At 61.9% G+C, this 20,705-nt stretch carries 16 protein-coding genes; 11 read left to right on the forward strand and 5 right to left on the reverse strand.

Translation table 11 applies throughout. The annotated features are described in order from the left end of the window. The first annotated feature begins 29 nt into the window (after window positions 1-29). From QOM08_RS22515 to QOM08_RS22525, 3 genes are all read left to right on the forward strand, one after another. On the forward strand, window positions 30-2,843 hold the full coding sequence (locus tag QOM08_RS22515; protein WP_316912157.1) for an RHS repeat-associated core domain-containing protein: 2,814 nt from the start codon (window positions 30-32) through the stop codon (window positions 2,841-2,843). 77 nt (window positions 2,844-2,920) lie between these two features. After that, window positions 2,921-4,687, forward strand: coding sequence for an ATP-binding protein (locus QOM08_RS22520; RefSeq protein ID WP_047227114.1), 1,767 nt, complete (start codon window positions 2,921-2,923; stop codon window positions 4,685-4,687). Then, a complete protein-coding gene (locus QOM08_RS22525; protein WP_316912158.1) occupies window positions 4,680-6,020 on the forward strand; it encodes a sigma-54 dependent transcriptional regulator in 1,341 nt (446 codons plus the stop codon). Before QOM08_RS22520 ends, QOM08_RS22525 begins: the two co-directional genes overlap by 8 nt. 118 nt (window positions 6,021-6,138) lie before the next feature. Here QOM08_RS22525 and QOM08_RS22530 read toward each other — a convergent pair whose 3' ends face one another. Next, a complete protein-coding gene (locus QOM08_RS22530) occupies window positions 6,139-6,468 on the reverse strand; it encodes a hypothetical protein (protein ID WP_139049252.1) in 330 nt (109 codons plus the stop codon). A gap of 334 nt (window positions 6,469-6,802) precedes the next feature. Between QOM08_RS22530 and QOM08_RS22535 the strand changes: the two genes are divergently transcribed. The 7 genes from QOM08_RS22535 (at window position 6,803) to QOM08_RS22565 (ending at window position 15,408) form a co-directional block, all read left to right on the forward strand. Continuing rightward, window positions 6,803-7,558, forward strand: coding sequence for a hypothetical protein (locus QOM08_RS22535; RefSeq protein ID WP_316912159.1), 756 nt, complete (start codon window positions 6,803-6,805; stop codon window positions 7,556-7,558). Window positions 7,559-7,646: 88 nt separating this feature from the next. Then, window positions 7,647-8,144 carry a CS1 type fimbrial major subunit gene (locus QOM08_RS22540; RefSeq protein ID WP_047227118.1) on the forward strand — a complete coding sequence of 166 codons (498 nt, stop codon included), beginning with the start codon at window positions 7,647-7,649 and terminating at the stop codon, window positions 8,142-8,144. A gap of 65 nt (window positions 8,145-8,209) precedes the next feature. Further along, the gene (locus QOM08_RS22545) at window positions 8,210-10,897 is read left to right on the forward strand and encodes a TcfC E-set like domain-containing protein (RefSeq protein ID WP_316912160.1); all 2,688 of its coding nucleotides are present in this window, start codon (window positions 8,210-8,212) and stop codon (window positions 10,895-10,897) included. After that, on the forward strand, window positions 10,894-12,039 hold the full coding sequence (locus tag QOM08_RS22550) for a CfaE/CblD family pilus tip adhesin (protein WP_316912161.1): 1,146 nt from the start codon (window positions 10,894-10,896) through the stop codon (window positions 12,037-12,039). The genes QOM08_RS22545 and QOM08_RS22550 overlap by 4 nt, the downstream gene beginning before the upstream one ends. 298 nt (window positions 12,040-12,337) lie before the next feature. Beyond that, on the forward strand, window positions 12,338-13,657 hold the full coding sequence (locus QOM08_RS22555; RefSeq protein ID WP_047227120.1) for an MFS transporter: 1,320 nt from the start codon (window positions 12,338-12,340) through the stop codon (window positions 13,655-13,657). Window positions 13,658-13,959: 302 nt separating this feature from the next. Further along, on the forward strand, window positions 13,960-14,448 hold the full coding sequence (locus tag QOM08_RS22560; protein WP_316912162.1) for a heme utilization protein: 489 nt from the start codon (window positions 13,960-13,962) through the stop codon (window positions 14,446-14,448). Between the two features lie 339 nt (window positions 14,449-14,787). After that, window positions 14,788-15,408, forward strand: a complete 621-nt coding sequence (locus tag QOM08_RS22565) for a flavin reductase family protein (RefSeq protein WP_076383658.1) — start codon at window positions 14,788-14,790, stop codon at window positions 15,406-15,408. A 117-nt stretch (window positions 15,409-15,525) separates the two neighbouring features. Here the strand turns inward: QOM08_RS22565 and QOM08_RS22570 are convergent, their stop codons facing one another. Continuing rightward, the gene (locus QOM08_RS22570; RefSeq protein WP_160893300.1) at window positions 15,526-15,768 is read right to left on the reverse strand and encodes a hypothetical protein; all 243 of its coding nucleotides are present in this window, start codon (window positions 15,766-15,768) and stop codon (window positions 15,526-15,528) included. Window positions 15,769-15,809: 41 nt separating this feature from the next. Then, window positions 15,810-16,163: a putative quinol monooxygenase gene (locus tag QOM08_RS22575; protein ID WP_047230389.1), complete on the reverse strand. Its 354-nt coding sequence runs from the start codon at window positions 16,161-16,163 to the stop codon at window positions 15,810-15,812. Between the two features lie 326 nt (window positions 16,164-16,489). On the opposite strand from QOM08_RS22575, the gene QOM08_RS22580 reads away from it, so the two are divergent. Next, window positions 16,490-17,419: an AraC family transcriptional regulator gene (locus QOM08_RS22580; RefSeq protein ID WP_047230390.1), complete on the forward strand. Its 930-nt coding sequence runs from the start codon at window positions 16,490-16,492 to the stop codon at window positions 17,417-17,419. A 133-nt stretch (window positions 17,420-17,552) separates the two neighbouring features. On the opposite strand, the gene QOM08_RS22585 is transcribed toward QOM08_RS22580, so the two are convergent. Together QOM08_RS22585 and QOM08_RS22590 are read right to left on the reverse strand one after the other, a co-directional pair. Then, window positions 17,553-19,001, reverse strand: a complete 1,449-nt coding sequence (locus QOM08_RS22585; RefSeq protein ID WP_316912163.1) for an aldehyde dehydrogenase family protein — start codon at window positions 18,999-19,001, stop codon at window positions 17,553-17,555. Then, window positions 18,998-20,635: a 5-guanidino-2-oxopentanoate decarboxylase gene (locus QOM08_RS22590; protein ID WP_047230392.1), complete on the reverse strand. Its 1,638-nt coding sequence runs from the start codon at window positions 20,633-20,635 to the stop codon at window positions 18,998-19,000. Before QOM08_RS22590 ends, QOM08_RS22585 begins: the two co-directional genes overlap by 4 nt. Between the last annotated feature and the right edge of the window lie 70 nt (window positions 20,636-20,705).

Genomic DNA, 20,705 nt, shown 5'->3' on the forward strand with positions numbered 1-20,705 from the left:
ACTGACACCCCTCTGGAGGCCAGAGCCCCATGAGTACCGTGCATTTGCGCACTCCAGACGTTGTTGCCGTGGACGGCCGTGGCTTGCCTGTGCGGCAAACCACTTACTTGCGCAACCAGGCCTCGACCCCCGCCGTCGCGCTGATATCGCGCCAGCACCACAAGAGCATCGGCCATCTCGTCGAGCAGTGGGACCCTCGCCTCTTCGGTCACGCGCCCAAACCCAACCTGACAACGCTGCATAGCCTCACCGGTCAGCCGCTGTATACCGACAGCGTCGATGCCGGATGGCGCCTGATATTACCGGGCCTGGCAGGTGAATCCCGCCAGCGCTGGGATCAACGCGCCCATCATTGGCGCGTGACTTATGACCTTCAGTTGCGCCCGATAGCCCTGGAGGAAAACGGCCAGGGCGAAGTCGACACCTTCATCTACGCCGATGCCACGGCCGATGCCGATTACAACCTGCGCGGGCAGTTGCTTGAACAGAGCGATCCCTCCGGCACCGTGCAGTTGGACAGTTACGGGTTGACGGGCGAGCCGTTACGCCAGGTCCGCCGTTTTGCCGATGCCATCCCCCACATCTGCGAGCAGACTCTCGACGCCCTTGGCACGCCCGTGAGCCAGACCGACGCCGCCGGCCACCGGCATTACTTGCGGCTGGACATCGGCGGGCAACTCAAACAGGTGGACCTGCAACTCAGGGACCAGGACACGCCACAACCGATTCTGCTGGACGCCCGCTACAACGCCGCCGGCCAGATCGAGCGCCAGGATACGGCCAACGGCGTGACCAGCCGCTGGACCTATGACCCGGCCAACGATCAACTGAGCAGCCTCAAGACCGGAAAACCCGGACAAGCCCTGCTCCAGAACCTGACGTACTTCCATGACCCCATGGGTAATGTGCTGCGTATCGAAGACCATACCGTCGCCCCCCTGTACTTTGCCAACCAGCGCGTAGACGGTCATCGCGACTTCACCTACGACTCGCTCTACCGTTTGATCAGCGCCAGCGGTTTCGAGGGCGAGACACCTCAGCTGCATCCCGGCTTACCCGAGCCGATCGTCCCCATCGACCCCGGCCACCGTTTCAACTACACCCAGCTGTATGACTACGACACCAGCCACAACCTGACCCGACTGCGCCATGTTCGCGACGGCAACAACCACACCCGGACACTGCGCATCGACCCTCACAGCAACCGAGGCGTGCAGTGGACCGAAGGCGATCCGGAGCCGGCTTTCGATGAGCTGTTCGATGCCCATGGCAACCAGCTGTACCTGCAACGCGGCGCGCAGTCGTTGGTGTGGGACGCCCGCGACCAGCTCAGTAAAGTCACGTTGCTCAAACGCGACAACGGGTTGCTGAACGATGACGAAACCTGCCTCTACAGCCAGGGCGAACGGGTCAGCAAGACCCACACCACCGCCAGCACTCGCCACGAAACGCGCTACTTGCCCGGCCTCGAAATCCGCACCAGCAGCCACGGCGAACAACTGCACGTGGTCACCTGTGCATTGGCCCATGGCAGTGTTCGTTGCCTGCATTGGGAAGCCGGCCAGCCCAGCGACATCGAAGCCGACCAATTGCGCTACACCCTCGACGATCATTTGGGTTCCAGCACCCTGGAGCTGGACCGTCACGGCGCCTTGATCAGCCTCGAGCACTACTACCCCTTTGGCGGCACCGCCTGGCACGCCGCCCGTTCCAGAATTGAAGTCGACTACAAGACCCTTCGTTATTCAGGCAAGGAAATGGACAGCAGCGGGCTGTATTACTACGGCGCGCGTTACTACGCTCCGTGGTTGCAGCGCTGGGTCAGCGCGGACCCGGCGGGGGATGTGGATGGGTTGAACCTGTATGGATTTGTCGGCAATAACCCGATGACGTTGACCGACTACCAAGGGTTGATACTAGAGACCCCGGCGCAGAGAGACGCTAGAAAAGCGCAGAGCGCAGCCTATTGGCAACGCTGGAAAAACTATAACCGGCTGGACAGGGAGATCAAAAAGTTCACGGACATCATGAAGCTGACTTCACGCAGAGCCAGCGAAGCGCAAACTCAACTGGCCAGCCATCGCTCGGCAACAGCGCACGCCCAGGCCTCTGCGGTACGTGTGGGTAGTCACGTCGGTGCACAGGTTGTCAGCTACGGAACGGGGCTCGCGGTAGGCTTCGGCGCCGCGGCGCTGGGCAGCGTGGCGGGACCACCCGGCATCGTCATGGGCGCCGCGCTGGGGTTCGTCACCAGCAAAGCGGTAAGCGTTGGCCTGGATTATGCGCTGGAACGATTGAGCCTGAGCGCAGCGGTCAACTTCAAGAGCCGGAAACTGGACCCTGAAAAAATCGTCAAGAAAGGCGAATACAAGAATCTTGACCTCTTTCACTATGCCAAGGCAAAAGCCCGGGATCTGGCCCACGCGGTCAGCGCGCCCACCCAGAAAAACGTCCTGAAAGCGGGAAAGGAAGTGACGAGTACTGGCACCAAAATCGCGCTGAAAGCGACCGGAACCGTAGCCTCCAGCGAAATAGGAGCCGTGACCAGCATTGTGTTGGGAACCATTGAGATCATTCATGAAATTGGCGCCGCAAGCCATGAACTGACCGAGGAGAAAATCGCTCGGGCAGATACGCACATCAACGGCATGGTGGAAATATTGAACGCACAAATGGCCCACATCGATACGCTGTTTGCCGAGGCGGAACTTGACGCGGTCAATACCTACCGGCCGCTCAGCAAAGTAATCGGCCAGTCCAGTGGCGACACGCCTCAAAGCCTGAGAAGGGAGATGGAAGCAACCATCGGCCGCTTGAGGAAGACACAAAGCATGCTCCGATAACGCCGGAGCGAGGCACATCACCGTAGGCAGACGGCATGCTATCGTGCGTGTCCCTGCCCAGTCCTTGAAACAGTCACATGCCGGCAATGCCTCGTCCCTTGCGTCTGTCGTTGTACACCCTGCTGATCCTCAGCGGCGCCATCATTGCCGCCACCCTCGCCGTGCGGCACGCCGAACGCCAGGCACTGGAAGAGGATGCCAGCCGTGCGAACCAGCAACTGGCGTTGTACGCCAACTCCCTGCATACCCTGATCGAACGTTACCGCGCCCTGCCTTCCGTGCTGGCGCTGGACCCCGAGTTGCGCTCGGCCCTCAAGGGGCCGGTCAGCACCGCGCAACAGGACGCGCTGAATCGCAAACTGGAACAGATCAACGGCGCCGCAAAGTCTTCCACACTGGAATTGCTCGACCACACCGGCCTGGCCGTCGCGGCCAGCAACTGGCGTCTGCCCAGCAGTTATGTCGGACACAATTATGGCTTTCGGCCGTATTTCCTCCAGACCCGCACCCAGGGCACCGGACGGTTTTATGCGGTGGGTGTGACCAGTGGCATTCCGGGCTACTTCCTGTCCAGCGCAGTGACCGACGATAACGGTGAGTTCCTGGGGGCGATGGTCGTGAAGCTGGAGTTTCCTGAGCTGGAACGCGAATGGCGGCAGGGCAGCGACACCCTGCTGGTCAGCGATGCCCGAGGCATCATTTTCATCGCCAACAGAGAGGGCTGGCGTTATCGCCACTTGCAGCCGTTGACCGACAGCGACCACGCCGAGCTCAAGGCCACTCGCCAATACGACAAGCAACCGCTGCAACCCTTGGCCGTCGAGCCGCTGCGACGCTTTGACGACAACAGTCATCTGGCCCGGGTCAAGGCCCCCGACGGTGCCGTGGATTACCTGTGGGAGTCCCTGCCATTGACCACCGAAGGCTGGACGCTGCACTTGCTGCGCCGCCCGCAGATCGCCTTCGAAGACCGTCGCAACGCAGGGCTCGCCGCCGCCGGGTTATGGCTGGCCCTGGTGTTTCTGCTGCTGTTTCTCAACCAGCGCTGGCGCCTCGCAAAGCTGCGCCAGCGCAGTCGTGAAGAACTCGAACGGCTGGTGGAAGAACGTACCCGGGATTTGCGCACCGCCCAGGACGGCCTGGTGCAATCGGCCAAACTCGCGGCCCTGGGACAAATGTCGGCGGCCCTGGCCCATGAGATCAACCAACCGTTGACGGCCCAGCGCATGCAACTGGCAACCCTGCGCCTGTTGCTGGACCATGGCCGGGTCGATGATGCCTACAAAGCCATCAAACCCCTGGACGACATGCTGACCCGCATGGCTGCCCTCACCGGCCACCTGAAAACCTTCGCCCGCAAAAGCCCCAGCGGCCTGCGCGAACGCCTCGACCTGGCGGTGGTGGTGGACCAGGCACTGCAACTGCTGGACACACGCCTGCGGGACGAACAGGTCAGTACGGTGCTGCACCTGACCCGCCCGGCGTGGGTGCGTGGCGATGCAATCCGTCTGGAACAGGTGCTGATCAACCTGCTGCGCAACGCGCTCGATGCCATGGCCGGCCAGCCGCTCAAACGCCTGGAAGTGCGCCTGGAAGCCGATGAGCAATTGTGGCGCCTGACGGTCAGTGACAGCGGCACCGGGATCGCTGAGGAACACCTGAGCCAGGTGTTCGATCCGTTCTTCACCACCAAGGCGGTAGGCGATGGCCTGGGCTTGGGCCTGGCGGTTTCCTTTGCAATCATTCATGAATCGGGTGGCCGACTGACGGCGGACAACCATGAAAACGGCGCACAGTTCTGCGTGACCTTGCCGATCGATCAGGAGGCGCAGTTGCATGCTTAACCCTTGCACATTGAAAAAGGTCATCGTCGTCGACGACGAGGCCAGCATCCGCAGCGCCGTGGAGCAATGGTTGAGCCTGTCGGGTTTTGAAGTGCAGTTGTTCAGTCGCGCCGAAGAATGCCTGGCGCAACTGCCAGGACATTTCCCGGGGGTGATTGTCAGCGATGTGCGCATGCCCGGGCTCAGCGGCCTGGAGCTGCTGGCCGAAGTGCGCCGACGCGACCCGGACCTGCCGGTGATCCTGTTGACCGGCCACGGCGACGTGCCGATGGCCGTGGAAGCCATGCGCGACGGCGCCTACGATTTCCTGGAGAAACCCTTCACGCCCGAAACCCTGCTCGGCAGCCTGCGCCGGGCGTTGGACAAGCGCACGCTGGTATTGGAGAACCGTCGTCTGCACGAGCAGGCCGACGTCAAGGACAAGCTCGATGGGACACTGCTTGGGGTTTCACGGGCGCTGCAAAACCTGCGTCGCCAGGTGCTGGACCTGGCGACACTGCCGGTCAACGTGTTGATCCGCGGCGAAACCGGCAGCGGCAAGGAGCTGGTCGCCCGTTGCCTGCACGACTTCGGTCCCAGGGCAGACAAACCTTTCGTGGCATTGAACTGTGCGGCCATCCCCGAACCGCTGTTCGAGGCTGAACTGTTCGGCCATGAAAGCGGCGCCTTCACTGGCGCCCAGGGCAAGCGCATCGGCAAGCTCGAATACGCCGACGGCGGCACGCTGTTTCTCGATGAAATCGAGAGCATGCCCCTGGCTCAACAGGTCAAGTTGCTGCGGGTGCTACAGGAACAGAAGCTCGAACGCCTGGGCTCGAACCAGAGCATCCATGTGGACCTGCGCATCATCGCCGCCACCAAGCCCGACCTGCTCGACGAAGCCCGCGCCGGACGCTTTCGCGAAGACCTGGCCTATCGTCTGAACATCGCCGAGCTGCGCCTGCCGCCGTTGCGTGAACGGCGCGAGGACATTCCTTTGTTGTTCGATCATTTCACCCACAACGCCGCCGAACGCCTGGGTCGCCCCGCCGTGCCCTTGAGCGGTGCGCAGTTGAGCCATTTGCTCGGCCACGACTGGCCGGGCAATGTGCGTGAACTGGCCAACGTCGCCGAGCGTCACCTGCTGGGACTGGATCAACCCCGCGTCCTCGACACGGAGCCGGGCCAATCCCTCGCCGCCCAGCAGGAAGCCTTCGAAGCTCAATGCCTGCGCGCCGCCTTGACGCGGCACAAGGGCGATGTGAAAGCCGTGCTCGAGGAATTGCAGCTGCCGCGTCGCACCTTTAATGAAAAGATGCAGCGGCATGGGTTGAGTCGGGAGATGTTTTTGTAGGGTTGGCGTTTTTTGTGGCGGCTGTACTGGCCTCATCGCGAGCAGGCTCGCTCCCACAGAAGTGATGTGTACACAGGTCGAAATGTGGGAGCGAGCCTGCTCGCGATGAGGCTGCCCGCTAGCCCGAAATCAAGCCGGCGAGCATTCGTTTCCGGTCGCCCACGTCCAGTGCCCGGTAGGCCTCCAATAGCATTTCCTCATCAGGCGTCAATGGCGGTTTGGCGATTTGGGCGCGCTCACCGACCAGGACGTACTGAGCGTCCACGCCGATAACCACCAGTTTGGCCACCAGATCGGCCGGACATTTCTGCCGCCCCGATACCACTTCTTTCAAACGCTGCGGACTGGATTCACCAGCGGCACGGGATGCCGCGGCCAATGACAACCCACAACGGTCAATCTCCTCGCGCAGACGAACGTGGATATATCCCACCAAATCTATTGACATGGTGTAACTATCCCACCAAAATAATTCGGACAAACAGCAATCATCTTCGCCTCACAGGAGTCACCACCATGGCCCGTACCGACGCTGTACACCCGGGAAGTCACCTCAAATCACGGGAGCAAGCGTGTCGGAGCGTCAGGGCTGGAATCTACTCTGGAAATTTCCTACATGGAACAGAGAAGCATCTGTAGCACAAAAGGAAGTGTCGTAAATATAGCTCGCCTCTAGTCGTGAGACTCTTCCCTCTCGTCACCGACCTTCATCGAAGGCAAGAGCGCTTCAGCAGACGCATTGAATAACGTTGAGTTTTTAGCTTTTTTACTTGAGGTCTGACATGGATTTGAATCAAACGTTTACCCACCGTTGGGCTGCGTTGAGCAAGCTGGCGTTTCTGATGTTGGCGTTCGGCTTATCGTCGCCGGCGACCGCCAATCTGGTGGTTTATCCGATGACCAGTACGATCGGCGCCGAGCAGGATGGCATTGGACAGATCCAGCTGCATTCCAAGTCGGACAAGGTGCAGTACATCAAGGTCAGTGTGGTCCAGATCCAGCGCCCGGGCACGCCGGATGAACACGAAAGCCCAGTGTCTGCGGCCGATACGAAGGGTATCGTCGTGTCGCCACAACGCACGGTACTCGCTCCCGGCGCCAGCCGCACGGTACGGATTATCGCGCAGGCGATGCCCAGCGAGGAAACCGTCTACCGGGTTTATTTCGAGCCAGTGGCCGCTCCACAGGATCTGGCGGCAGAAGACGACGACCCGCAAGGCACGCAACCCAGAATCGGCGTAAACCTGATCTGGGGCGCGCTGGTGCGCCTACTGCCCGATGACCGTCAAATGAGCGTCGGCTTGCAACAAAGCGGTGAAGCGCTACGCAATGACGGCAACGTGCGCATCGGTGTATTGCAGGTCGGACGCTGCACCGACGTCAAGGGCGAAAAAGACTGCCTCTGGAACGATGTCAATCGCAGCCTGTATCCGGGCAGCACGCTCCCTGTCCAGGCATCCGGCACAAGCGGCAACCTGCTCATGCGCTTTGTGACCAGCGACGACAAACGGCCACGCACTTTGGCCGTGCTGCCGTAACCCACTCCCCCCTCACATTTTTCAATCTGAGCCATGTGCCTGCACATGGCTGGGCTCCTGTTCACCCATAGAAAAGAGGAAACACCCCATGAAACTGCTCAAATTCGCCCCGTTGGCACTGGCCGCACTGGTCTCGATGCCCGCCCTGGCGGTTGAGAAAAGCATCCTGGTCTATGCCGATGTCGATCCGACGCTGGAGTTGCTCCAATCCGATGGCAGTGCCCTGCCGCCCTCCATGGAGATGAGCTACCTGCCGGGTGCGGGTCTGCAACCCACCCGTCTGGGCACGCGGGTCTTCAGCAATGACACCGATAAGGACATGACCATCAGGCTGATCACCAGCCCCGTCCTGGCCAACATGACCAACCCGGCTTCCACCGCGGTTCCCCTGTCCGTCACCTTTGGTGGCAGAACGCTGAGCACCACCGGCGTCGCCTTGTCGGCGGCCGACCTGTTCCCCGGTGGCGACCCGACCAGCGGCTCGATCGAGCAGATGCTGGAGATCAAGCAAACCACCGTTGGCGCTATCGCAAACGCTGGCCGCTATGAAGGCATCGTCAGCCTGGTGCTGACTCAGCAACCGTAAACACAACCGTTCCTCCCAAGGGGGTACGGCGTCGTCGTACCCCCTTTCCTGCATCAAGGCCACGTATGAAACGCCACTTCACAGCTATCTCCATCTCCCTTTCATGGGCGCTGGCCGAAGGCGCCTGGGCCGCGACCGACGCCTTGACTCAGGTGCCGGCCGGCTTCGAAGCCTTGGTCGAAGGGCAGGTGGAACAGCTCGAACTACAACTGTTCAACCGCAATCTCGGCGTGCACCCGGTGCTGGTCCAGCCCGGCCGGATCGAATTCAAGCAGCCTGAGCGCATCTCGGCCCTGCTGGTGGAAGCCGGCGTACTGGCCTCGCCTCAGGAACTGCTGCCATTACTGTCACAGCCCTTGCCCAGCAATAGCCAGCTGGCCTGCTCCTACGGCCTGGCCAGCGAGGCAAGTTGCGGCTATCTCGAAACCGAGGCAGTGGCCGTGATTCTCGACGAGGCCGGCGCCCGTCTCCAGGTCCTGCTGCGCAAGGACTGGCTGCCGACCAACGAGGCCTCGGCCCTGCGGCTGCACACGCCGAGCGAGGCAGAGAATGCCCTCGTCCACCGGCAAAACATCAATATCGCCCAGTCCGACAGTTACCGCGCCCTGGGTGCCAGCGGCCTCGGCGCACTCGGCCTGGGAGAAAACAGTCACCTGGGGTTCACCTGGACCTATCAGGCCAACCAGAACAAGCGCGGCAGTGACAGCAACCTGGAATTCAACAACGCCTACTACCGGCGAGACTTCGACCGTGAACACTACGCACAGGCGGGACGCATGGACATGAGCAACCTGTCCAGCGCCGAAGGCGGCAACTTCAACTTCAGCCTGCTGCCCTTGGGCCGGATCGACGGCGCCCGTGTCGGCACCACCCTGGCCTACCTCAATCGCGACGTCGTCGGACAGGGCACGCCCATCTCCCTGATCCTGACCCAACGCGCCCGCGTCGATGCCTTTCGCGGCGAAGAACTGCTCTCCACTTCTTATCTGGATGCCGGTGTGCAGAACGTCGACACCCGAACCTTCCCCAACGGCAGTTATCCGGTGACCCTGCGGGTGATCGAAAACGGCCAGGTAACCCGTACCGAAACCGTGCCCTTCAGCCGCACCGACGGCAACGGCCTGGGGGATGACACCGTGCAATGGTTTTTACAGGGTGGGCGCACGGCCGAGCATTCCCTGTACGAACAAGATCCCGCCGCCGTGGCCCAGACCGGCCTGCGGGTACCGCTGCTCGATAACCTGGCGCTCACCAGCGCGATCACCTGGCTGGACACCGCGTTCTACAACGAAAGCCGCCTGGACTGGGCCGGCACGCTGGGCGCCAGCAGTTGGTCTCTGTCGGCCGCCCTCCTGGAGGGGAACGACGGGGCGAGCGGCAACAGCCAGCAGTTCACGTTCAACCATGGCCTGTCCTGGAATCTCTATCGCTACTCGCTGCGCAGCCCGTCCTGCGAGCACAACCGCCGCACCTACCAGCAGAGTGGCTGCAACGAATCGCTGACGGCCAGCGCATCGCTGCCGTTGGCCGGCGGCGCCCTCACCGCTGGCTATAGCTACAACCGTTATGCCCAGGTGAATCCGTCCTACTACTGGAACACGTTGCCCGGCGAGCCGGACCTGACCGACGAACTGACCACCGCCACCTGGGCCCGCACCCTGCAGGTGGGGTTCTCTCGCGGGCATCGCCTGGGCCAGTTCCACCTCACCCACCGCGTGGGCGCGTTTCGCAATCAGAGCGGCAATCGGCCGACCGACCACGGCCTGTACCTGAGCCTCAGTCTGTCCCATAACGAGCGCTCGACATCCGGTGGCTTCCGGCAGACCAGTGTCGGCCTGGACGCGCGCCGCGAGCAGGCCGCCAGCGACAGCGTCCGGACCAGCCTGGCCCATACCCGTGTCTGGGACAGCGAGCAAGGTCGCAACGAGATGAATACCGGGCTGGGTTACGACGACCTGGGCCGCTGGGACGCCGAACTGGCCGGGCGACTCGAACGTAGCTGGGGCGAAACGAGCCTGGCGATGTCACAGCGCGGCGGTGACCGGCATGATTCACGCCCTGGGCTCAGCGGCAACCACTCTTCCTCACTGGCACTGGGGCGCGAAGGTTTCTTCTGGGGCCCCGGCCAGGGCGGCACAGGCCCTGGCGCCGCCGTCGGCATCGTCGCTGCGCCAATGGAAAACGCCACCGGCGCCGCGGCCAAGGTCAGTGGCGGCTACGGCGCCCAGACCAGCATCGGCTTCGGCGAGAAACGGCTGATTCCGATCAATGGCTTCGAGGTCTCCCAGACTCGCATCAGCGATGCCGATGCCTCGCGCCAGAACCTGAGCTCGGTGAATGTCGGCAACGGCAGCCGCGACTGGTTCCTGCCACCCGGCAAGCTGGCGGTGCAGCGCATCGAGTCCAGCCTCAGCTACACCTACATCGGACGCCTGGTGGACGCCCGGGGACAACCGCTGGCACAGGCGGCCATCCTCAACGCAGCGATGATGGAAACCGCCGAGGACGGCAGCTTCGTCGTCGATCTCAACAAACCCCCGCAACCGTTGTTCGCCCTGGACCTGAACGGTGTGCATGCCTGCGCCGTGCAGTCGGCCACCGCTCGCAGCAGCTTGCGCCAGGTCGGCACGCTGACCTGCCAGAGCACCACCCTGGACGCTCTGCCCAGAGACCTGCGCGACCCCGACCGACTGGAACGCTGGACCGCGCGCCGCAGCGCCGCGTTATCGTCAGACAAGAGAAACCAGCCATGAATCTGATCTTTCACCGTTGGGCCCGTCGCCTTGGCGCACTGATTGGCGCGTTCGCTGCGCTACCGGCGCTCGGGGACATCCATCCCGGCAACCACTATCAATCCGAGATGCTGCAATTCGACCGCTCGACTCCGCCCGCCGATCATTACATCTGGACGCGGATGACCCATGGCTGGCACGAACAACCCGTGGCAGGCGCAGGCTATAAGACAATGCATTTTGTCTGTCTGTCCAACACCGATCCAGCAACAGGCCAGTGCCTGACCACCACCGGAGGCAGATATGGCACCACCGAGATAAAGCTGCGTTTCACGGAGAAACGCAGCCGACTGTCCGTGGTTCTGACCGTCAAAGGCAACATTACACGCAGATACCAGATCCACAGCCCCTGCGGGGTGTGGGCGCCCAGCACCTGGATGCTGACCTCGACATCACATGGCAATTGCGAGGGAGTGGATGTGACGGGTACGGCCTCCACCCTCTGGATTCCTCGGTCAGAACTCGCCAAATTGCCTGCCGGTGGCATCTGGACGGCGCAAATGGTCATGAAGCTCAGGAGGTTCTACTCGCAGCCAATCGGAGACGCCCATATCTACACCGTCGATTTCAAGCTGGACGTGACCGATCACAATAACGTGCAGATCTACCTGCCCGCCCACGGCATCAGCACCCCGCAGGTGGACCTGAACCTGCGCACCCGCCCGTTGAGCAATGGCCCCGGCGGTATCGTCTCCGGCAAGGCTGTCGTCGATGCCTGCCTCTACGACGGCTACAACTCCAACAGCCAGCGTTTCGAGATGCGCGTCACCGACAAAAACCCCGTACCCGGCATGGCCGGACGCTTCTTCGTGCAGCACACCTCCGGGGGGACGGACGAGCGCAACCGTATCGAATACCGGGTTCGCACCCGCACCGCCAACCTGGGCGAGACGCAGCATGTCTCAGGTCAACCGGTGACCTTTACCGGTATCAACAATGCCGATATCCGCGCCGTGCGCTTGCCCAACGTCCCCTTCCCGGTCGTGTGCACACCCTGGCCGATCACCCTGGAGACACCGCAGTTCCGGCAGATCGACAAGAATACCGGGCAATATCGGGGAGAGTTGAACCTGGAGTTCACGCCTTCAACCTCGTCGCCCTGAGCCTTTGGGTGTCGGTACTGGCGCCATCGCGAGCAGTGTCGCTCCCCACATTGGACCTGCATACACAGAACCCTGTGGGAGCGAGCCTGCTCGCGATGAGGCCAGCAGCCAAGAATGATGACCTCAAGGATGAGCGGATTCCCGCTCATTCCACAGCAAAAATGAGCGCCAATCCGCTCACCCAGCGTTCAAAACCCCTCTAGACCGGCCTTCTCCCACCTGGCACAGCTCCTGCTATAGCCCTGGCAGGCTGCGTTCCCACGCGCTCCACAAAAACAATTAAACGAAGGATCCTTCAATGGATAACTCCAACGCCCTTCCCCTCGGGTCGGCCGCCGCGCCCGCCCGTGAAAGAACCACTGCCAGCCGGATCAAGTCGATTTTCAGCGGTTCGGTCGGCAACATGGTCGAGTGGTATGACTGGTACGTCTACGCCGCTTTCTCGCTGTACTTCGCCAAAGTATTCTTCCCGGCCGGGTCCTCCACCGCGCAACTGATGAAAACCGCCGCGATCTTCGCCGTGGGCTTCCTGATGCGTCCGATCGGTGGCTGGTTGATGGGCCTGTACGCGGATCGCGCCGGCCGCAAGGCGGCGCTGATGGCCTCGGTGTACCTGATGTGCTTCGGCTCGCTGATCATCGCCCTGAGCCCCGGCTATGAAACCATCGGCGTCGGTGCCCCCATCCTACTGGTAGTGGCCCGCTTGCTTCAGGGCCTGTCGGTGGGCGGTGAATACGGCACCTCGGCAACCTATCTGAGCGAGATGGCCACCAAGGAACGTCGCGGCTTCTTCTCCAGCTTCCAGTACGTGACCCTGATCTCCGGCCAACTCATCGCCCTCGGCGTGCTGATCGTGTTGCAACGGTTCCTCACCACCGAAGAGCTGTATGCCTGGGGCTGGCGCATTCCATTCGCCATCGGCGCGTTGTGCGCGATAGTGGCGTTGTACCTGCGTCGCGGCATGGAAGAAACCGAGTCGTTCACCAAAAAGGAAAAAGCCAAGGAAAGCGCCATGCGCACCTTGATGCGCCATCCAAAAGAGTTGATGACTGTGGTCGGCCTGACCATGGGCGGCACCCTGGCGTTCTACACCTACACCACCTACATGCAGAAATACCTGGTGAACACGGTCGGCATGAGCATTTCCGACTCCACCACCATTTCCGCCGCCACCCTGTTCCTGTTCATGTGCCTGCAACCTTTGATCGGCGGTTTGTCGGACAAGGTCGGTCGGCGGCCGATCCTGATCGCCTTCGGCATCCTGGGGACGCTGTTCACCGTACCGATCCTGACCACCCTACACACCATCCAGACCTGGTGGGGCGCGTTCTTCCTGATCATGGCGGCGCTGATCATCGTCAGCGGCTACACCTCGATCAACGCCGTGGTCAAAGCCGAGCTGTTCCCCACAGAGATCCGCGCCCTGGGCGTCGGCTTGCCGTACGCCTTGACCGTATCGATCTTCGGCGGCACCGCTGAATACATCGCCCTGTGGTTCAAGAGCATCGGCATGGAAACCGGCTACTACTGGTACGTGACGGCGTGCATCGCCGTGTCGCTGCTGGTCTACATCACCATGAAAGACACCCGCAAGCATTCGCGGATCTTGACCGACTGACCCGCGCACACGCACACACGAAAGGGGCGAACCTGTACGGGTTCGCCCCTTTTTTTGTGCTTCGTGTCTGAAGATTTATCCGACATTAATCTCTGGTTAATGCCCGCCCTACATCCTCATCCTCACCAAAACGCTGTTCGGGTACGCCGGTGATGACATTTATCGCCGATCAGTAACAACGAGCAATCAATCGATAAATACGATTTGTTTGAGCGTTTTTTTGCGCTTTTTAATCGATTTAACAAGCGTAATATGAATTCCACACCCAAGGCGATCAACGCCAACCACTTCGGAGAACGACCATGAAAACCAAACTGATCCTCGCCCTGACCCTGTCCGTACTGGCCGCCAACACCTTCGCCGCCGATGGCTTCGACCGCACTCAGTCGGCCATTGCCGCTGACGGTTACGACCGCACCAGCGCCGCCACCGTTGCCGCCGACGGCTTCGACCGCACCGGCTCCAACGCTATCGCCGAAGACGGCTTCGACCGCACTGGCTCGAACGCTATCGCTGAAGACGGCTTTGACCGCACTGGCTCGAACGCTATCGCTGAAGACGGCTTCGACCGCACTGGCTCCAACGCTATCGCTGAAGACGGCTTCGACCGCACTGGCTCGAACGCTATCGCTGAAGACGGCTTTGACCGCACTGGCTCGAACGCTATCGCTGAAGACGGCTTTGACCGCACTGGCTCGAACGCTATCGCTGAAGACGGCTTTGACCGCACTGGCTCGAACGCTATCGCTGAAGACGGCTTTGACCGCACCAACACCGCCTCTCTCAGCTAATCCCAACGAGGCTCTCTCACAGCCCGGCTTCGGCCGGGCTTAGTTGTTTTTGGGGTACAGGAAAACGGTCAGCCTCAAGCCCAACACAAAAGTGGTCTCACTGAAGAACAAATTGTGGGAGCGAGCCTGCTCGCGAAGAGGTCAGCACATTCAACCCCTACGTCCCCTGCTACACCGTCATCGCGAGCAGGCTCGCTCCCACAGGATTGTGTGGCAGACGAAAGTTCCGTGAACCCTGAAGAGCAAATGAGTGGGCAGGCTTGCCAGGTGCTGACAAAAACAGTCGCCCCCTGCACTATCCACAACATCCTCAAAATCCATCCCCAGGACCCTCGCCTCATGCCCGACGACATCCACTACTACGAACCCGCCCACGGCCACGGCCTGCCCCACGACCCGTTCAATGCCATCGTCGGCCCACGCCCCATCGGCTGGATTTCCTCCCAGGACGCCGAAGGGCACCTGAACCTGGCGCCCTACAGTTTTTTCAACGCCTTCAACTACATTCCGCCGATCATCGGCTTCTGCAGCGTCGGGCGCAAAGACAGCCTGAACAACATCGAACAGACCGGCGAATTCGCCTGGAACCTGGCGACACGCCCGTTGGCCGAGCAGATGAACCAGAGCTGCGCCATGGTCGCGCCAAAGGTCAATGAATTCGAACTGGCCGGTTTGACGCCAGCGTCATCACGGGTGATCCAGGTGCCACGCGTGGCGCAAAGCCCGGTGTCCTTCGAATGCAAGGTCACCCAGATCATCCAGTTGCAGCGCGCGGACAAGGCATTGGTGCCCAGTTGGCTGATTCTCGGCGAGGTGGTCGCCGTGCATATCGCCAAATGGTTGTTGAAGGATGGGGTATACGACACCGCCGCCGCCGAGCCGATTTTGCGCGGCGGCGGGCCGGCGGATTATTTCCAGCTGGGTCCCGAGGCGCTGTTCAAGATGCACCGTCCTCAATAGCAGTGCACAGACAAAGCGTTTTATCTGTGGGAGCAAGGCTTGCCCGCGATGAAGACAACGCAGCCTGTCTTTTGAACCGAGGTGACTGCATCGCGGGTAAGCCTTGCTCCCATAACGTTAATCTCGCGGGTTCCAGATCAGCTCGCCCTCATCGCCCACACCCTTGAGATGGGTCAACTCAATGGCCGCCGCCGAGTCGGCATCAGTGGCCGTCTTGAACGTCTGATCTTCAAGCACCTTGTTAAAACGCGGCGCACCGGAACCACCAATGGCTTTGGTGGCAATCGCCGCGTAGTAGCCGCCCTCTTTGGGGACGACCGCGGAAACAGCTTCGAAGGTTTCAAAGGCTTTACGTGCCATATTGCGCATCCTGGCGATGGAAAATGACGCTCATTAAACCTTCAACCCGCCAGTTTGTGTACCTTCGCCAGGCACCCTTCGGTCGCCTGGGCGGCGGACACTTCCCGGAAGGTGTGGAAATCCAGGCTGCTCACCACCAGGTCCTGTACCAGCTCGGCGAAGATCGCCATGGCCGGTGAGTTGAAATAAGCATCCATCGCCTGTTGATTGACCCAGAGCCCGGACACCAGCCACAGATCGGCGTCGCATTGCGATTGCTGCAAGGCAAAATGCAGGCATCCGGGAGCCTGGCGCGAAGGCGTGATCAGCGTACTCAGGCGTGCACCCAATGGCTTGGAGCAACCGGAACGGGCCCGCACAAAGGCCATGTGACTGACGGGGATCTGTGTAGACATGTTCAACCTCCCAGGTAATCCGTTGTGCAGCCCGGGACAGGCTGCGACAGGATCAAAGGTTAAGCGCCACCACGCCAGCCTGGTTAGTCGATTCCTGCCGACCCATTGCACAATCCTGCGCGGGAGCGGGACCCAATCGGTCCTCCATCGGCGAGGATCCGGGAAAGTTGAAACAAAAGGTTTCAAGCAAGTTTTTGTCACATTAAGCCATGGTGAATCGATGCACCGTGCAGGATCAGGCAAGCTTTCGACAGGATGTGGCTACCACTGCAACTTGCACAAACATAAGCTCTGCTCATCGCTCCCCCTTTCCCGAGGATTCCGGCATGTCGCCGCTTGACCACGCCCACGTCCCGCTGGACACGTATCTGGAACAACAGCGCGCCGAACTGGCGTCGATCATCGCCCGCAATACCAGTGAAGACGGCAACTACGCCACGGCCATCGACTCGCTGAATCTGTCGCGCCACAGTCAAGCCCATCAATTCGCACCGGTGCTGGCGCGACCGGCGCTGTGCATCATGGCCCAGGGCAGCAAGCAGGTGCGCCTGGCGGATGAGTTGTTCAACTACGATCCGCTCCATTACCTGGTGGTCTCGGTCTCGATGCCCCTGAGTGGTTGCATCGCCAGCGTCTCGCCCGATCAGCCGATCCTGGCCCTGCGCCTGGACATCGATCCGGCGGAAATCACCGCGCTGATTGCCGACGCAGGCCCCCTCGGCGTACCGACGCGCCCCACCGGTCGCGGCCTGTATGTAGAACGCTTGGACACGCCGATGCTCGACGCCGTGTTGCGCCTGACGCGCTTGCTCGACAGCCCGAAAGACATCGCCATGCTCGCGCCCCTGGTGCGCCGGGAGATTCTGTACCGCCTGCTGCGCAGCCCTCAGGGCTATCGGCTGTACGAAATCGCCATTACCAACAGTCAGAGCCATCGCATCAGCCAGGCGATCAAATGGCTCAATGGCCATTTCGAGCAACCGTTGCGCATCGATGACCTGGCCCGGGAAGTGAACCTCAGCGTCTCGACCCTGCATCACCGCTTCAAGGCCATGACGGCCATGAGCCCGCTGCAATACCAGAAACAACTGCGCCTTCAGGAAGCCCGGCGACTGATGCTGGCCGAAGGGCTGGAAGCTTCGGCGGCGGGGTATCGGGTGGGGTATGAAAGCCCTTCGCAGTTCAGCCGCGAGTACAGCCGCCTGTTCGGCGCGCCGCCGCTGCGGGATCTGGCGCGGTTGCGGATGACTGTCTGAGCTGATTTTTGGGTTGGCTGTGCCGGCCTCATCGCGAGCAAGCTCGCTCCCACATTTTGACCTGTGTATGCAGGACCCTGTGGGAGCGAGCTTGCTCGCGAAAGGGCCAGAGCAGACAACGAACATCTAGCATTCAAACCGCCCGCACCACATGCTTGATCTCCTGAAACGCCGCCAGCCCCCAAGGCCCCAACTCGCGGCCCATGCTGCTCTGCTTGTAGCCGCCCCACGCCGCCTGGGGAAAGATCACTTGGGGGGCGTTGATCCACACCAGTCCCGCCTGCAGTGCATTGGCCACCTGTTCGGCAACTTCGGTATCGCGATTGACAACACTGGCCACCAGGCCGAAACGGCTGTCATTGGCCAGGGCAATCGCTTGCTCCAGGGAGGTGAAACGGCGCACACACAGCACCGGCCCGAAGATTTCTTCGCACCACAGCTCGCTGTCCACCGGCACGTCGGTGAAGACTGTCGGCTGTAGAAAATAGCCGCGCGGCAAATGCGCGGGGCGTTGTCCGCCGCACACCAGCGTCGCCCCGGCGCTCAAGCCCCGGTCGATATGCCCGAGCACGCGCTGGTATTGCGCCTGGTTGACCAGCGCGCCCATCTCCACGTCAGGGTCAAACGGGTCAGCCACGCGAATCGCTTCGGCGCGAGTCTTGAGCCGTTGCAGGAACTCGTCGGCCAGCTCTTCAGCGACCAGCACGCGACTGGTGGCCGAGCACATTTGTCCGGCGTTGAAGAAACCACCACCACAGGCCAGCTCCACCGCCAGCTCCAGATCAGCGTCGGCCAGCACCAGCAGCGACGACTTGCCACCCAATTCCAGGCTGACGCCCTTCACCGTTTCCGCCGCCCGTTGCATCACCTGCACCCCCACCGCATTGCTGCCGGTAAAGGAAATCTTCGCCACGCGCGGATCTGTCGCCAGCGGCGCGCCCACGGCCAGCCCCGTGCCGCAGATCAGGTTGAACACGCCGTGGGGTAAGCCGCACTCGGCGATGATCGACGCCAGCTCCAACTCCGGCAGCGGGGTCACCTCCGAAGGTTTGAGCACCACACAACAGCCGGCAGCCAAGGCCGGGGCGAGCTTCCAGGCGGTGGTGACCATCGGGAAATTCCACGGCACGATCAAGCCCACCACACCGCAGGGTTCGCGGCGCAGGCGTGCCCTGAAGTCATCGCTGGGCAATGCCAGTGGGCTGTCCTGCCGGGCGTCCAGCCCTTCGGCCAGTTCGGCGTAATACTCGAAGGTGGCGACCACGTCGTCGACATCGATGGCCGCTTCGAACAGGGGTTTGCCGTTATTGCTCGATTGCAGATGCATCAAGCGCTCACGAGCGGCCCGCACGCCGGCGGCGATACGGCGCAGAAGCGCCCCGCGCTCGGCGCCGGTGGTGTTCGACCATTGCGCCAAAGCCTGGGTCGCCGCGTTCAAGGCCTGATCGACGGCGCGCTCATCGCCGCCATTGACCGTGGTCAGCAGCGCCTCGGTGACCGGGTTGATCACCCGCAAATGCTGATCGCCCGATGACCATTGGCCGTTGATGTACAGGCCGTCCTGGGTGGTGGGGAAATTCATTGGGCCACCCCCAGCATCCAGCGCGCCTGATCGATTTCGATCAGGGTCGGGCCCTGGCGGTCGTGGGCCTCCAGCAATGCGGCGCGCAATGGCGCCACGCCGTCGACTGCCTGTGCAAAGCAGCCCAGGGCCTTGGCCACGCCAATGAAATCCGGGGTGTAGATGTCCACGCCCACCGGTTCAATGGCGCGGTTGACCATGTATTTCTTGATCTCTTCGTAACCCTGGTTATTCCACAGCAGCACGATCACTGGCACGCCTGCTTCCACGGCGCTGGCAAGCTCCGGCAGGGTGAACTGCAAGCCGCCATCACCGATCAGGCACACCACGGGCGGACGCCCCTTACCCGAATCGATGCCGCCGAGCCAGGCGCCGATGGCCGCCGGCAAGGCATAGCCGAGGGTGCCGTAGCCGGTGGAAGCATTGAACCAGCGACGTGGATGTTCCGGGTTGAAGGTCAGGTTGCCGGTGTACACCGGTTGTGTGGAGTCACCGACGAATACCGCGTCGGGCAAGGCCTGCAAAACCGTGTCGATGAACAAGGTCTGCGCGCGGGTCGCGACGTCCCAGTCCCGGTCCAGATCCGCCCGTAACCGCGCGGCACGCACCTGGCCCCAATCGCTGTTGCGCTGGGTCAGGGATTGTTGCTTCAACCCATCGAGCAAGGCCTGGCTGGCGCTGCGGGCATCGGCCACCAGCGCCAGGTGCGGCGGGTAGTTGCGCACGGTCTGGTCCGGGTCGATGTCGATGCGCAGCAATGCACCGGGGATTTCGAAGCCACCGGCGAAGGTGATGTCGTAGTCGGTCTCGGCCAGCTCCGTGCCGATGGCCAGCACCACGTCGGCCTCGGCCACCAGTGCGCGGGTGGCCACCAGGCTTTGCGTGGAGCCGATCAGCAGAGGATGACGCGACGGCAACAAGCCTTTGGCGTTGATGGTCAATGCCACGGGGGCGCCGAGGCATTCAGCCAGTTCGGTCAGCTCGCGGGCGGCATCAATGGCGCCGCCACCGGCCAGGATCAGCGGCCGGCGGGCCTTCGCCAGCATCGCCGACATCTGCGCCACGGCACTCGGCGCGGCCCCGGCACGGCTGATGTTCACTGGCCTTGTGGCGAGCAAGGCATCGGCGTCTTCGACCAGAACGTCCAACGGAATTTCAATGTGCACCGGCCGCGGGCGACCGGCCTGGAACAAGGCGAAAGCCCGGGCCAGCACTCCCGGCAACTCAGCGGCGGACATCAGCGTGTGGGAAAACGCCGCCACGCCACTCACCAACGCGCTCTGGTTCGGCAGTTCATGGAGTTTGCCGCGCCCGCCGCCCAACTGGCTGCGGGACTGCACGCTGGAGATCACCAGCATCGGGATCGAATCGGCGTAGGCCTGGCCCATGGCGGTGGTGATGTTGGTCATGCCGGGGCCGGTGATGATGAAGCACACACCGGGCTTGCCGCTGACGCGGGCGTAGCCATCGGCCATGAAGCCGGCGCCCTGTTCGTGACGCGGCGTCACATGGCGGATGCTGGAACGGGCCAGCCCACGATACAACTCGACGGTGTGCACGCCGGGAATCCCGAACACCTGCTCCACGCCATAACCTTCGAGTAACTTGACCAATACTTCGCCGCACGTCGCCATTGCCACTGACCTTCTTGTTTTCGGGGAATGGCGTTATTGGAACGGCCAGGCCATAGCCGCAACAATGGAT

This window comes from Pseudomonas sp. P105, assembly GCF_032614175.1.
Taxonomy (GTDB): domain Bacteria; phylum Pseudomonadota; class Gammaproteobacteria; order Pseudomonadales; family Pseudomonadaceae; genus Aquipseudomonas; species Aquipseudomonas rhizophila.

Coding starts and splice junctions, on each gene's coding strand:
- QOM08_RS22590 (WP_047230392.1), bottom strand. CDS start 20,635: ATGGCGACGTGCGGCGAAGTATTGGTCAAGTTACTCGAAGGTTATGGC.
- QOM08_RS22525 (WP_316912158.1), top strand. CDS start 4,680: ATGCTTAACCCTTGCACATTGAAAAAGGTCATCGTCGTCGACGACGAG.
- QOM08_RS22550 (WP_316912161.1), top strand. CDS start 10,894: ATGAATCTGATCTTTCACCGTTGGGCCCGTCGCCTTGGCGCACTGATT.
- QOM08_RS22520 (WP_047227114.1), top strand. CDS start 2,921: ATGCCGGCAATGCCTCGTCCCTTGCGTCTGTCGTTGTACACCCTGCTG.
- QOM08_RS22530 (WP_139049252.1), bottom strand. CDS start 6,468: ATGTCAATAGATTTGGTGGGATATATCCACGTTCGTCTGCGCGAGGAG.
- QOM08_RS22515 (WP_316912157.1), top strand. CDS start 30: ATGAGTACCGTGCATTTGCGCACTCCAGACGTTGTTGCCGTGGACGGC.
- QOM08_RS22555 (WP_047227120.1), top strand. CDS start 12,338: ATGGATAACTCCAACGCCCTTCCCCTCGGGTCGGCCGCCGCGCCCGCC.
- QOM08_RS22585 (WP_316912163.1), bottom strand. CDS start 19,001: ATGAATTTCCCCACCACCCAGGACGGCCTGTACATCAACGGCCAATGG.
- QOM08_RS22575 (WP_047230389.1), bottom strand. CDS start 16,163: ATGTCTACACAGATCCCCGTCAGTCACATGGCCTTTGTGCGGGCCCGT.
- QOM08_RS22560 (WP_316912162.1), top strand. CDS start 13,960: ATGAAAACCAAACTGATCCTCGCCCTGACCCTGTCCGTACTGGCCGCC.
- QOM08_RS22545 (WP_316912160.1), top strand. CDS start 8,210: ATGAAACGCCACTTCACAGCTATCTCCATCTCCCTTTCATGGGCGCTG.
- QOM08_RS22540 (WP_047227118.1), top strand. CDS start 7,647: ATGAAACTGCTCAAATTCGCCCCGTTGGCACTGGCCGCACTGGTCTCG.
- QOM08_RS22570 (WP_160893300.1), bottom strand. CDS start 15,768: ATGGCACGTAAAGCCTTTGAAACCTTCGAAGCTGTTTCCGCGGTCGTC.
- QOM08_RS22535 (WP_316912159.1), top strand. CDS start 6,803: ATGGATTTGAATCAAACGTTTACCCACCGTTGGGCTGCGTTGAGCAAG.
- QOM08_RS22565 (WP_076383658.1), top strand. CDS start 14,788: ATGCCCGACGACATCCACTACTACGAACCCGCCCACGGCCACGGCCTG.
- QOM08_RS22580 (WP_047230390.1), top strand. CDS start 16,490: ATGTCGCCGCTTGACCACGCCCACGTCCCGCTGGACACGTATCTGGAA.